Annotated in this window: 13 protein-coding genes; 10 read left to right on the forward strand and 3 right to left on the reverse strand. The window is 69.8% G+C overall.

Annotated features, from left to right (window positions below; all coding sequences use genetic code 11):
- Nucleotides 1-9: 9 nt before the first annotated feature.
- The gene (locus tag ACZ6Z4_RS36940) at nt 10-186 is read right to left on the reverse strand and encodes an endonuclease V (RefSeq protein WP_465576377.1); all 177 of its coding nucleotides are present in this window, start codon (nt 184-186) and stop codon (nt 10-12) included.
- A gap of 7 nt (nt 187-193) precedes the next feature.
- Nucleotides 194-487 (reverse strand): endonuclease V, encoded by a 294-nt coding sequence (locus tag ACZ6Z4_RS36945; RefSeq protein WP_465576383.1) that lies wholly within the window; start codon nt 485-487, stop codon nt 194-196.
- Nucleotides 488-682: 195 nt separating this feature from the next.
- On the opposite strand from ACZ6Z4_RS36945, the gene ACZ6Z4_RS36950 reads away from it, so the two are divergent.
- The 6 genes from ACZ6Z4_RS36950 to ACZ6Z4_RS36975 all read left to right on the forward strand — a co-directional run bounded on the left by ACZ6Z4_RS36950 (nt 683) and on the right by ACZ6Z4_RS36975 (nt 6,075).
- Nucleotides 683-1,777, forward strand: coding sequence for a glycerate kinase family protein (locus ACZ6Z4_RS36950; protein ID WP_465576387.1), 1,095 nt, complete (start codon nt 683-685; stop codon nt 1,775-1,777).
- 145 nt (nt 1,778-1,922) lie between these two features.
- Nucleotides 1,923-2,285, forward strand: a complete 363-nt coding sequence (erpA, locus tag ACZ6Z4_RS36955; RefSeq protein WP_465576390.1) for an iron-sulfur cluster insertion protein ErpA — start codon at nt 1,923-1,925, stop codon at nt 2,283-2,285.
- Nucleotides 2,286-2,413: 128 nt separating this feature from the next.
- Nucleotides 2,414-3,055, forward strand: coding sequence for an ABC transporter permease (locus ACZ6Z4_RS36960; RefSeq protein WP_465576393.1), 642 nt, complete (start codon nt 2,414-2,416; stop codon nt 3,053-3,055).
- A complete protein-coding gene (locus tag ACZ6Z4_RS36965; protein ID WP_465576395.1) occupies nt 3,048-4,226 on the forward strand; it encodes an ABC transporter ATP-binding protein in 1,179 nt (392 codons plus the stop codon). Before ACZ6Z4_RS36960 ends, ACZ6Z4_RS36965 begins: the two co-directional genes overlap by 8 nt.
- A complete protein-coding gene (locus ACZ6Z4_RS36970; protein WP_465576398.1) occupies nt 4,226-5,101 on the forward strand; it encodes an ABC transporter permease in 876 nt (291 codons plus the stop codon). Before ACZ6Z4_RS36965 ends, ACZ6Z4_RS36970 begins: the two co-directional genes overlap by 1 nt.
- On the forward strand, nt 5,098-6,075 hold the full coding sequence (locus ACZ6Z4_RS36975) for a glycine betaine ABC transporter substrate-binding protein (RefSeq protein ID WP_465576401.1): 978 nt from the start codon (nt 5,098-5,100) through the stop codon (nt 6,073-6,075). Before ACZ6Z4_RS36970 ends, ACZ6Z4_RS36975 begins: the two co-directional genes overlap by 4 nt.
- Here the strand turns inward: ACZ6Z4_RS36975 and ACZ6Z4_RS36980 are convergent.
- Nucleotides 6,062-7,492 (reverse strand): DHA2 family efflux MFS transporter permease subunit, encoded by a 1,431-nt coding sequence (locus ACZ6Z4_RS36980; RefSeq protein ID WP_465576404.1) that lies wholly within the window; start codon nt 7,490-7,492, stop codon nt 6,062-6,064. The two genes, ACZ6Z4_RS36975 and ACZ6Z4_RS36980, sit on opposite strands and share 14 nt — an antisense overlap.
- A gap of 82 nt (nt 7,493-7,574) precedes the next feature.
- On the opposite strand from ACZ6Z4_RS36980, the gene ACZ6Z4_RS36985 reads away from it, so the two are divergent.
- From ACZ6Z4_RS36985 to ACZ6Z4_RS37000, 4 genes are all read left to right on the forward strand, one after another.
- Complete coding sequence (locus ACZ6Z4_RS36985) at nt 7,575-8,282, forward strand: TetR/AcrR family transcriptional regulator (protein ID WP_465576407.1); 708 nt, start codon at nt 7,575-7,577, stop codon at nt 8,280-8,282.
- A 79-nt stretch (nt 8,283-8,361) separates the two neighbouring features.
- Nucleotides 8,362-9,735, forward strand: a complete 1,374-nt coding sequence (locus ACZ6Z4_RS36990) for an MFS transporter (RefSeq protein WP_465576410.1) — start codon at nt 8,362-8,364, stop codon at nt 9,733-9,735.
- 131 nt (nt 9,736-9,866) lie between these two features.
- Entirely contained in the window at nt 9,867-10,835 is a 969-nt protein-coding gene (locus ACZ6Z4_RS36995; protein ID WP_465576416.1) for a TRM11 family SAM-dependent methyltransferase, read from the forward strand.
- Between the two features lie 126 nt (nt 10,836-10,961).
- Entirely contained in the window at nt 10,962-11,444 is a 483-nt protein-coding gene (locus ACZ6Z4_RS37000) for a VOC family protein (RefSeq protein ID WP_465576419.1), read from the forward strand.
- The last annotated feature ends 881 nt before the right edge of the window (nt 11,445-12,325 follow it).

The raw sequence follows: 12,325 nt of genomic DNA on the forward strand, positions 1-12,325 counted from the left end.
CCTGCTCCTCTACCTGTCGGCCAGTGCGTCTCGGCAGGCCCGGTCGGCCGCACGCGTCGTCTCCGGCAGCCGGTAGCGCGGCGAGAGCTCGAGCACTCGCGCCACCGCCGTCTCCAGCGAGACCCGGTGCCCTACCGACACGAAGACTGGTTTGACGCCGGTCTGCGTGCGTACGACTTGTCCCACCACTTCGTCATCCAACAACAGCCCACTGACACTTCCTCGGGCCGCGGAAGCCGAACAGACCGGGCACGTACGGGAAGGTGGTGCGGCCGAGCGCCACAGCCCGGTCGACCTCCTGCAGCCCGTTGCTCCCCACCGGTCGCTGGACCTCCAGAACCACCACCGCCGCGGCGTACTCGTCGCCGTCGTACGCGACGTCCAGCCCCGCCACGAACCGCGGTGGCGTCGGACTGTGGTCGGTGACGTCGACGCTCCGTCGGAGCTCCTCCTGGAGGGCGACGGCGTCGGCCACGGTGAGATCCACCGCCCGCACGCTACCCGGGCCGGACACCCACCACTGTCTAACCCTGCCGCGGAGGCCGTTCCGCCGCCCGGCTGAGCGTGGGCCGAGCGTCGACGGGCCGGTTGATCAGTGGTGGGCGTCCGCGCGACCGGGAGACTCGTCCGGTGGGTGGCCAAGGTGGCGCGGAGCGAGGCGCGGGTTTGGGATGATGGCCGCATGCGCGTGCTGATTGCTCCGGACAAGTTCGCTGGGACGTTGACGGCGGTCGAGGCTGCGGCCGCGATCGAGGAGGGGTGGCGGCGGCGCGATCCGGAGGCCGAGGTGCTGGTCGCACCGATGGCCGACGGCGGCCCCGGGTTCATCGACGTGCTCTCGGCGGTTGTCGACGGCAAGCTCCTGGCGGTGACGGTGCGCGGCCCGCTCGGCGGCGAGGTCCCGGCGACGGTGCTGGTCGCGGGCGAGACGGCGTACGTCGAGACCGCGCAGGCCTGCGGGCTGCACCTCGTGGAGCCGGAAGACCGGCGGCCGGAGGACGGTACGACGTACGGGGTCGGCCAGCTGATCGCCGCCGCGGTGGACGCGGGCGCGAAGCGGATCATCCTCGGGCTCGGCGGGTCCGGGACGAACGACGCGGGCGCCGGCCTGCTCGCCGCGCTCGGCGCGACCGCCGCCGGCGGCAGCCTCGACGCCGGCGCGACCGGGCTGGCGGAGCTGACCGAGGTTGACCTCGAGCCGGCCCGGGCGCGGATGGCGGGAGTCGAGTTCGTCGCCGCGAGCGACGTCGAGAACCCGATGCTCGGGCTGCGCGGCGCGACGAGTGTGTTCGGCAAGCAGAAGGGCGTCACCGACGAGCGCAAGCCGGTCGTCGACGGCTGGCTGACCCGCTTCGCGGAGCTGGCCGACCGGAAGACGGCCGACCAGAAGGGTGCGGGTGCCGCGGGCGGCCTCGGGTACGCGCTGCTCCTGCTCGGCGCCGAGCGGGTCTCCGGGATCGACCTGGTCGCCGAGCTGACCGGGCTCAAGGACAAGGCCGGGCGGGTCGACCTGGTGCTGTCCGGCGAGGGCGCGTTCGACTTCCAGTCCCGCGACGGGAAGGTGATCGCGGGCGTCGCCAAGGTGGCCAACGACGCGATGCGGCCGTGCGTCGTACTGGCCGGGAAGGTGCTGATCGGGGCCCGCGAGATGCGCACGATGGGGGTCGAGTCGGCGTACTCGCTGGTGGACGCGGTGGGGGAGGAGCAGGCCTTCGCCGACGCCTACGGCTCGCTGGCCGCGGTCGCCGAGCGGGTCGCCCGGACCTGGGCCCGCTGAGCACGTTGTTGATCCTCCGAATTGGTGTGCGACCATGGGAATGAAGGCGGGTCAGTGGGTGTTGGCCCGTGTTGACAGCGGATTTTCCGCGTACGGCTGCCTGCCCATCGGCGGCCGGGCGCTCAAGAGATGACTGGAGTCAGGAATGACTGAAGCGCAGACCGAGCAGGCCACCGCCGCCGCGACGGGGATCCTGTTGACGGACGGGGCCGCCGCCAAGGTGAAGGCGCTGCTGGACCAGGAAGGTCGCGACGACCTCGCGCTGCGCGTCGCCGTGCAGCCGGGCGGGTGCTCGGGTCTTCGGTACCAGCTGTTCTTCGACGAGCGTCAGCTCGACGGTGACGTGGTCGCGGACTTCGACGGTGTGAGCGTCGTCACGGACCGGATGAGCGCGCCGTACCTCAAGGGGGCCTCGATCGACTTCGTGGACTCGATCGAGAAGCAGGGCTTCACGATCGACAACCCGAACGCGACCGGGTCCTGCGCCTGCGGCGACTCGTTCAACTGAGCCTCACCCGAAGCCCCCGGCACCCCCGTGGTGCCGGGGGCTTCGTTCTGCCCTGACCGCGAGTCAAACGTTTGAGCTTTCTGCCGAGGGGAACCTCTGGAGGTTACCTAGCGGCAGGAAGGGCGATCGTGTGGGATTTCATCACTGAACGGCAGTCGCAACTGCTGTACCAGGGCTACCAGCACCTGAGTCTGGTCGTGCAGTGCGTGCTGCTGGCGACCGTGATCGCGGTCGCGCTGGCCGTGCTCGTGCACCGCAACCCGCGGATCGCGGCCGCCGCCGAGGGCGTCAGCGCGGTCGGCCTGACCATTCCGTCGTTCGCGCTGCTCGGCCTGCTGATCCCGCTGGCCGGGATCGGCACCGCGACCTCGGTGGTCGCGGTCACCTTCTACGCGACCCTCCCGATCCTGCGCAACGCCGTCGTCGGCCTGGCCGGGGTCGACGCGACGCTGGTCGAGTCCGCCCGCGGCATGGGCATGGGCCGGATCCGCACGCTGCTGCGGATCGAGCTGCCGCTGGCCTGGCCGGTGATCCTGGCCGGCGTCCGGGTCTCGGCGCAGATGTCGATGGGCATCGCGGCGATCGCGGCGTACGTGCTCGGACCTGGTCTGGGCAGCTTCATCTTCACCGGGCTCACCCAGATCGGTGGCGCCAACGCACTCAACTCCGCACTGGTCGGAACGCTGGGGGTGGTGCTGCTGGCTCTCGTGCTGGACGCGCTGCTGCTCGGTGTCGGCCGGCTGACCACCTCCAGGGGGATCCGTGTCTGACCTGCGTACGACGACCGAGACCAGTACGACGGACGAGCACGAGGTCAGCGGCGTCGACCTCGACCTGGTCGACGTCGTCAAGCGGTACCCCGGGCAGCAGAAGCCGGCGGTCGAGGGCCTGTCGCTGCACGTCCCCGCGGGCGAGATCGTGATGTTCGTCGGCCCGTCCGGCTGCGGCAAGACCACGTCGCTGAAGATGATCAACCGGCTGATCGAGCCGACCTCGGGCAGCATCCGGATCGGCGGCGAGGACATCAGCGGGCGTGACGACGACGACCTGCGCCGGCACATCGGGTACGTCATCCAGGGCGGCAGCCTGTTCCCGCACATGACGGTCGCGCAGAACATCGCGCTGGTGCCGGGGCTGCTCGGCTGGGACCGTTCGCGCACCTCCGAGCGTGTCGACGAGTTGCTCGAACTGGTCGGCCTCGACCCCGAGCGCTACCGCTCCCGGTATCCGCGCGAGCTGTCCGGTGGCCAGCAGCAACGCGTCGGCGTCGCCCGCGGCCTGGCCGCGGACCCGCCGGTGATCCTGATGGACGAGCCGTTCGGCGCGGTCGACCCGATCACCCGGCAGCGGCTGCAGGACGAGCTGCTCAGCATCCAGGAGGAGCTGCGCAAGACGATCGTCTGCGTCACCCACGACTTCGACGAGGCGGTCAAGCTCGGCGACCGGATCCTGATCCTCACCGAGGGCGCCAAGATCGCGCAGTACGACGTACCGGAGGCGATCCTGTCGAACCCGGCCGACCGGTTCGTCGCGGACTTCGTCGGTGCGGGGGCTGCGCTGAAGCAGCTGACGCTGAGCCGGGTCAGCGAGATCGATCTCGGGCAGCCGACGGTTGCTTCGGTGGGCGACACGGCTGCTGATGTGCTGCGGTCCGCGCAGGCGGCCGGGGACGACTCGGTGGTCGTGCTGGACGCGAAGCGGCGACCGATCGACTGGATGTGGACCCGCGATCTGGTGGACGTGGATCGGGTGCCGGCGCCGGCCGAGGGGACGGACCTGGTGACGATCGACCGCCGGGCGACGCTGAACGACGCGCTGGACACGATGCTGGTGTCGAGCCACGGGAGCGCTGTCGTCACGGGGCGGCGGGACGAGTATCTCGGGGTGGTCGACTTCCAGGCGGTACTGGACCGGATCCAGGACGCGCCGGAGGCGGTCTGATGAGCATGCTCGATCGCGGCTCCTCGCCGGGCAAGGGACCTGATGCCGAGGACAACGTTGCGGATGCCGAAGGCAAGGTTGCGGAGGCCAAGGGCAACCTTGCCGACGCCAAGGCGACTGCTGCCGGGCTGGCGTCCGAGCGGCGTCGCCGACCGAGCTGGGGACTGTTGCTCGGTCAGCCCATTTTCGTTGCCGTCGTACTGGCCGCTTGGGTGATCTGGCGCTCCCAGGCCTCCCTCGACTCGATCGAGCAGCGCCAGCTGGACTGGGGCGTCGTCGGCACGCTGACTCTGGAGCACCTGAAGCTGACGATCGTTGCCACGGTCATCGTCCTGCTGATCGCCGTCCCGCTCGGCATCGCACTCACCCGCCCGCGGATGCGCCGCGCCGCCCCGATCGTCGTCGCGGTCGCCAACGCCGGCCAGGCGGCCCCGGTGATCGGCCTGATCGTGCTGCTCGCGATCTGGCTCGGCTTCGGCTTCTGGACCGCGATCCTCGCCCTCTGCCTGTACGCCGTACTCCCGGTGCTCCGGAACACGATCGTCGGCCTGCAAGGCGTCGACCGGAACCTGGTCGAGGCCGGCCGCGGCATGGGCATGTCGACCCGCGCGGTACTCGGCCGGATCGAGCTGCCGCTCGCCGTACCGGTGATCATGGCCGGGATCCGGACCGCGTTGGTGCTCGTCGTCGGCACCGCGACGCTCGCGACGTTCATCGACGCCGGCGGGCTGGGCAGCCTGATCACGACCGGGATCCGGTTGCTGCGGTTCCCGGTGCTGATCAGCGGCGCGCTGCTGGTCGGCGTACTGGCGCTGCTGATCGACTGGGCGGGCCGGATCCTGGAAGAGCTGACCCGGCCGAGGGGGCTGCGATGAAGCGTCTCAAGTTGCTTGTGGCAATGGTTCTGGTCGGCGCTGGGCTGACCGGCTGCGGCCTGGGGACGAGCGGCGGCTACGTCCCGACCGCGTCCCTGGCCGGCCCGCTCGCCCCGGTGAAGAAGCTGGACGGCCTCGAGATCGGGATCGGCTCGAAGAACTTCCAGGAGCAACTGATCCTCGGCAAGATCGCCGCGATCCTGATGCAGTCGGCCGGCGCCGAGGTCAAGGACCTGACCAACATGCCCGGCAGCGACACGTCCCGCCAGGCGATGCTGCAGGGCCAGATCCAGATGGCCTGGGAGTACACCGGCACCGCCTGGATCTCGTACCTGGGCCACGACTCCGGCATCCCCGACAAGCAGAAGCAGTACGACGCCGTCGCCGCCGAGGACCTCAACAAGTACGGCCTGGTCTGGCTCGACCCGGCCCCCATGAACAACAGCTACGGCTTCGGCGTAACCCGCGCCAACTCCGAGAAGCTCGGCCTCACCAAACTCTCCCAACTGAGCCAGATCCCACTCAAAGAGCGGACCTTCTGCGTGGAATCCGAGTTCGCCAACCGCAACGACGGTTTCGAACCCATGCTCAAGCACTACGGCGTCCCGCTCGGCTCCGGCGTTTCCCGCAACAACGTCCGCACACTAGACACCGGCGCCGTCTACGCCGCCACCAGCAACGGCGACTGCCTCTTCGGCGAGATCTACACCACCGACGGCCGCATCAAGTCCCTCGACCTGGTCGTCCTCGAGGACGACAAGAAGTACTTCCCGGCGTACAACGTCGCCCCGGTCATCGAAAAGAAAACCCTCGACCAGTACCCCCAACTCCGCGACCTCCTGGCCCCGGTCTCCGCCAAACTCACCGACGCCGTGCTGATCGACCTCAACGCCCAGGTAGACGTCGACGGCCGCGAACCCGCCGACGTCGCCCTGGACTGGCTGAAGAAGGAAGGCTTCATCACTCAGGACTGACCTCCGCGCGGGCGCGGCGGGGGAGTAGCCAGGTGATTGCCAGCGCGACCACGAACAACCCCGTCGCGACCAGCGTGCTGGTTTTGGTGGCGGCGAGGAAGCCGTCGGTCGGGAGCAGCTGGAAGAAGATCGTGCCGATGACCGCGACGCCGATGGCGCCGCCGAACTGTTGCATGGCGGTGAGGACGCCGGAGGCGGAACCGGCGGCGGTGTCGTCGATCGAGGCCAGGATGATGTCGAACAGTGGCGCGAAGACCATGCCGGAGCCGATGCCGACGAGCAGGAGTGGCGGGACCAGGTCCCAGATGGTTGTGGTGTCGCCGTTGTGGGTGAGGGTGAGCCAGACCCAGAGCATCGCGAGCGTCATCACACCGATGCCGAGTTGCAGGGCTCCACGGCCGAGCTTCGGGGCGAGGAGGCCTGCGGAGAGCGGGGCGCCGATCGCGATGCCGAGGGAGAACGGGACCATCGCGAGGCCGGCCTTCAGCGGGCTGTAGTGCAGGCCGAGCTGGGTGAACAGGTTGAGTACGAGCGTGAAGCCGGACATTCCGAGGAAGAACGTGCTGATCACCGCGAGCCCGGCGACGTACCCGCGGCTGCGGAAGAGGGACGGGTCGATCACGGGGTTGCCCGACCGGCGCTCGCGCCGGCCGAACAGCGCGAAGACGGGGAACGAGGCAACCATCATCGCGATCGTCCACAGTGGCCAGCCGTGCTCGCGGCCCTGGACGAGCGGGTAGATCAGCAGGCCGGCGCCGAGGCTGACCAGGAACACTCCGGCCGGGTCGAGCCCGCGGGCGCACGGCGTCTTGACCTCCGGCATCCAGCGCAGCGCACCGACCACCGCGGCCAGCCCGATCGGGACGTTGATCCAGAAGATCATCCGCCATCCCGCGTCGAACCAGTTCGCGTCGATCAGTACGCCGGCCAGCACCGGCCCGGCGACCGCGGACAGGCCCATCACCGGCCCGAACAGCCCGAACGCCTTGCCGATCTCGTCGGGCGGGAACACCGCCTTCAGCACCGCGAACCCCTGCGGGATCATCACCGCGCCGAGCAGGCCCTGCGCGACCCGGCTCCCGATCAGCAGCTCGGGCGAGGTCGCCAGTCCGCAGACCGCCGACGCGACCGTGAACCCGACCGCGCCGATCACGAACAGCTTCCGCCGCCCGACCAGGTCGCCGAGCCGCCCGAAGCTCACCAGCCCGATCGCGAACGCGAGCGTGTACCCGGCGAGCATCCACTGCACGGCGGCGTTCGACCCGCCGAGCTCGCGCTGGATCGACGGCGCCGCGATGTTCACGATCGTCGCGTCGACCAGATCCATGATCTCGGCGACCAGCACGGTCCCGAGCACGATCCACCGCCATCGGTACGGCGTACCGATCGTTGGCGGGACTGAGGTTGAGGTGGTCATCGTTGCTCCAAGCGTCGAACGGTGTTCGTTGGCGAACACTGTTCTACTTACGAACACCGTTCGTGTCAAGTACAGTGTTCGCATGAGTCAGTCGCCGTGGCAGCCAATCACGCCCGCCAAGCCCGCCCGGGCGTCCCGGGAGCCGTTGACGCGGGAACGGATCGTCGACGCCGCGCTCGGCGTACTGGTCGAAGAGGGCTACGAGGCCGTGTCGATGCGCAAGGTCGCCCAGGTGCTCGGCACCGGGCCGGCGTCCCTCTACGCGCACGTCGCGAACAAGAAGGAGCTCGATCAGCTCATGCTCGACCGGGCCGCGGCGGACATGCGGCTGCCCGAGGCCGACCCGGAGCTCTGGCAGGAGCAGCTCAAGGCCGCGATGCGCGAAGTGCTCCGCGTGATGCGCTCGTACCCCGGTCTCGCGCGGGCGGCGATCGGGCAGGTGCCGTTGGGGGAGAGCGCGATGCTCACCACCGAGCGGTTCCTGGCAATCCTCAAGGCCGGCCGGGTCCCCGACCAGGCGGCGGCGTGGGCGGTCGACCTGATCCCGCTGTTCATCGTCGCGACCGCGTTCGAGGAGAGCGTGCAGGGCGCGGCGGAGTACACGCCGGAGGATCTCGAGGGTTTCGTCGAGCAGCTGCGGTCGTACTTCGGCTCGCTCGACCCCGCGCGGTTCCCGATCACGATCGCGCTCGCGGGCGCGATGACGACCGGGGCCGGTGGCGACGAACGCTTCGAGTTCGGTGCCCAGGTCATCGTGGCCGGCCTCGCCTCGATGGTGCCGGCTGAGTAGCTCCCGCCGTCGCCGGCTGATTGGATTCGCGCCGGATGGGAACCAAGGTTGTTGCCATTGACAACCGAGAGGACCTTTCGTGGGCGCCGACCAGTCCCAGCCGACCGTCGAGACCGATCCGCCGCCCGGAGTGCTGAAGCGAGCGATCGCGGCGTCCGCGATCGGTAACGCCACCGAGTGGTTCGACTACGGCATCTACGCGTACGGCGTGACGTACATCTCGGCCGCGATCTTCCCCGGCGACACCGAGAGCGCGACGCTGCTGGCGCTGATGACGTTCGCGGTCTCGTTCCTGGTCCGCCCGCTCGGCGGCCTGGTCTGGGGCCCGCTCGGCGACCGGCTCGGCCGCAAGCATGTACTGGCGATCACGATCCTGCTGATGTCCGGCGCGACTTTGTGCGTCGGGCTCGTTCCGTCGTACGACTCGATCGGGCTCTGGGCACCGATCTTGCTGGTGCTGCTGCGAATGATCCAGGGGTTCTCGACCGGCGGCGAGTACGGCGGCGCCGCGACGTTCATGGCGGAGTACGCGCCGAGTCGTAAGCGCGGTTTCCTCGGGAGCTTCCTGGAGTTCGGGACGCTGGCCGGGTTCTCGCTCGGCGCGCTGCTGATGCTCGGGTTCTCGCTGGTGCTCGGCGACGACGCGATGGGGTCGTGGGGTTGGCGGCTGCCGTTCTTCGTCGCGGCGCCGCTCGGGATCGTCGGGCTGTACCTGCGGTCGCGGCTGCAGGACACGCCGGTGTTCAAGGAGCTGGAGGAGTCGGGCGAGAAGGAGGAGAACACCTCGACGCAGTTCAAGGATCTGCTCGCCGGGTTCTGGAAGCCGATCTTGCAGCTGGGCGGGATGGTTGTCGCGCTGAACGTCGTCAACTACACGTTGCTGACCTACATGCCGACGTACTTGGAGAAGGAGATCCATCTCTCGGCCGACGAGTCGCTGATCGTGCCGATCGTCGGGCAGCTGGCGATGATGTGCTTCCTGCCGTTCGCCGGACGCGTCTCCGATCACGTCGGGCGTAAACCGCTGTGGTGGGTGTCACTGGCCGGCTTGTTCGTCGCCGCGGTCCCGGCGTTTCTGCTGATGGGGACGAACATGACCGGCGCGGTCCTGGGCTTCGCGATCCTCGGTCTGCTGTACGTGCCGCAGCTGGCGACGATCTCGGCGACCTTCCCGGCGATGTTCCCGACCCAGGTCCGGTACGCCGGCTTCGCGATCGCGTACAACGTGTCGACGTCGCTCTTCGGCGGCACCGCGCCTGCGGTGAACGACTGGCTCACCGAGCGCACGGGGGACAACCTGACGCCGGCGTACTACATGATGGCGGCCTGCGTGGTCGGTGCGATCGCCATCGCGAAGGTCCCGGAGACGACGCGCTGCCCGCTGAACGGGACCGAAACCCCAGGCACAGAAGGCGCCCCGCCGCCGGTCGCGTTGGAGCCTGCCAAGGGGTGAGCGCTCCCGCCCGGTCGCCCGTCGGGCTGAAACCAAGGGGGGGAGCGCCCACCGCCCCGCCCGTCTGATCGGCGGGCGGCGCGGAGGTGAGCTGGTACGGTCGAGGACTGCACTCTTCTCAGGAGCTCACCTTGTTGTTGGACCGGCCCGTCCAGGACCAGATCGTTCTCACCACCGTCGGCGGGGCGGAGGACCTGCTCGAAGGTCCGGGCATCATCGCCCGCTCCGACGGCGCGGTGACCTGCCGGATCGACGGGCCGCTTCGGCCGCTCCACGACATGCGCCTCTACCTGACCGCCGCCGTCCCGCTCGTTGACGGGGCCGCCGTGCTGCGGTCGGCGGAGTCCGGCGTACTGTCCGCGCTCGAGGAGCCGATCCGCTTCCGGATCGCACCCCGTACGCCGGACGCCGACGCGCTGCGCGCCGTACTGGTCGACAAACTCGGCTGGTCCGAGAACAAGTCGGACTGGTCGGTGAACTTCATCCCCGGCACCTCGACCAGCTGGCTCGCCGAGATCGGCCCGCTGCACTGGTCGCGCAACTACCCGCAGCTCGAGCGCCTGCCGTGGTCGACCAAGCCGGTTGTCGCCGAGGTGATGATCCGGCTCGCGAAGGTCGGCACCGAGCACCACCTGCTCGACCCGTTCTGCGGTACCGGCACGATTCTGCTCGCCGCTCATCCGTTCGCGCGCGGCCGACTGATCGGCTCCGACCGCGACGAGCAGGCGATCGACCTGGCCCGCACGAACCTGCAGCGCGCCGGCGTACGGGCTGAGCTCGCCGTCGGCCCCGCGGAGAAGCTGACGGCCGCGACCGGCAGCCTCGACCGCGTCGTCTCGAACCTCCCCTTTGGCAAGCTCGTCGGCACCCACGGCGACAACGCCAAGCTCTACCCAGCGGTGCTCAAGGAGATCGCCCGCGTGCTGCGCCCCGACGGTCGCGCCGTCCTGCTCACCGAGGACAAGCGGCTGCTGAAGGACTCCGTCGCCCGGACGCCCGAACTGAAGATCGTCCGCGAGCGTCTGCTCAAGTACTCCGGCGCGACGCCGACTGTCTTCGTTCTCTCCGGCACCCGGAAGCGACAGAACCGGCGGTCGTAGCGGCCAGATCACGGCTCAGGTCTACCGACGCATCTCGCCGTACGGCGGCGCGGGAAGAGGACAGAACCTGGCCGCTTCCATCCGTAGCGTTCTCGGGGTCGGCACCGCGACCAGGAAGGCACCGAGATGACCGTCACCCCGATCCCGCCCGGTTACACCAGCGTCACCCCGTGGATCATCTCCGCGGACACCAACGCCCTGATGGCCTGGCTGACCGCCGCCTTCGACGCCGAGGACTGCGGCCGCGTCGTCGACGACCAGGGCGTCGTCGGCCACGCCGAGATGCGGATCGGCAACGCGATGGTGATGATGTTCGACTCCAAACCCGACTGGCCGCTGACCCCCGCGTTCCTGCGTTTGTACGTCGACGACGCCGACGCCACCCACCGCCAGGCCCTGGCCGCCGGCGGCACCTCGATCACCGAACCCACCGAACTCTTCTGGGGCGACCGGGTAGGCCGAGTGCGCGACCCGTTCGGCAACCTGTACTGGCTCCAGACTCGAGTGGTCGAACTCACCGAGGCCGAGGTCGTGGAACGCATGAACGACCCGAAGTTCATCGCCGCGATGGAGTACGTCCAGGGCGCCAACTTCTTCCCTGGCGCCTGAGCAGGAGAGCGCGGGCCGCGGTCGTCAGCGCGGCGGCCGCGTCATACCAGGGGCCTGCGTCGCTGCGCTGAACGGCTCGCTCGTCGGGCTGCTGGCCCGCCGGGCTTTCACCGGTCACCGGCGGTGCTCAGCCGTCCGGCAGCAGCAGGCTGCACTGCTCAGCTCGGGCCCCAGCCCTCGTCGGAGAGCACTGGCTCAGCCGCAAGCGCTGCAGCGCGGTGGTCGGGATTCGCTCGATCGTCGGCGGAGAGGCGGAGAGGCGGAGAGGCGGAGAGGCGGAGAGGCGGAGAGGCGGAGCGGCGGAGAGGTGGAGGAGCGGAGAAGCACGAGCGGCGGGTCGGGCGGTTCGGCCGATCAGCAGTCGGCCGCGGGGCGCGCCGCGGCGACCTGTGGCAGGGTCCGCCAGGCGGCCGAGCAGCAGTCGACTGCGCGGTACCCGGGAGGCGATTTGCTTCAGATCCGTTGGGTGGCTGTCGGCTTCCGCGCCGCGTCGCACCCCAAGCGCAGCAGCCGCGCGCTGCGTGTCCGCAGATCGTGGGCGTCAGCGGCTGCGTCGCGTCGCGGGCCTGTGGTGGTTGCTCGTGCTCGGGGCGGGTGGTGGTTGCGTCGTACCCGGGCTCGGGGTGGCTGCGTCGCGTCCCGGGCCTGCGGTGGCCGCTCGCACATGGGTTGGGTGACGGCCGCGTCGTGCTCCGGGTTGGCGGTGGTTGCGTCGTCCCCGGGTGAGAGGCGTGCCCCGGGCAGCGGTGGCTGCGTTGCGGCCGGGACCAGCGGCGGCTGTGTCGTGCTCGGGATTAGCGGCGGTTGCGTCGCGCTTGCCTCGGTCCGTCGACGGGGCGGCCGGCGGACCGAGCAGCAGTCGGCCGTACGGTGCCCGGGAG

It is taken from the genome of Kribbella sp. NPDC104740, from assembly GCF_055583505.1.

Coding starts and splice junctions, on each gene's coding strand:
- ACZ6Z4_RS36950 (WP_465576387.1), top strand. CDS start 683: ATGCGCGTGCTGATTGCTCCGGACAAGTTCGCTGGGACGTTGACGGCG.
- erpA (WP_465576390.1), top strand. CDS start 1,923: ATGACTGAAGCGCAGACCGAGCAGGCCACCGCCGCCGCGACGGGGATC.
- ACZ6Z4_RS36970 (WP_465576398.1), top strand. CDS start 4,226: ATGAGCATGCTCGATCGCGGCTCCTCGCCGGGCAAGGGACCTGATGCC.
- ACZ6Z4_RS36975 (WP_465576401.1), top strand. CDS start 5,098: ATGAAGCGTCTCAAGTTGCTTGTGGCAATGGTTCTGGTCGGCGCTGGG.
- ACZ6Z4_RS36980 (WP_465576404.1), bottom strand. CDS start 7,492: ATGACCACCTCAACCTCAGTCCCGCCAACGATCGGTACGCCGTACCGA.
- ACZ6Z4_RS36985 (WP_465576407.1), top strand. CDS start 7,575: ATGAGTCAGTCGCCGTGGCAGCCAATCACGCCCGCCAAGCCCGCCCGG.
- ACZ6Z4_RS37000 (WP_465576419.1), top strand. CDS start 10,962: ATGACCGTCACCCCGATCCCGCCCGGTTACACCAGCGTCACCCCGTGG.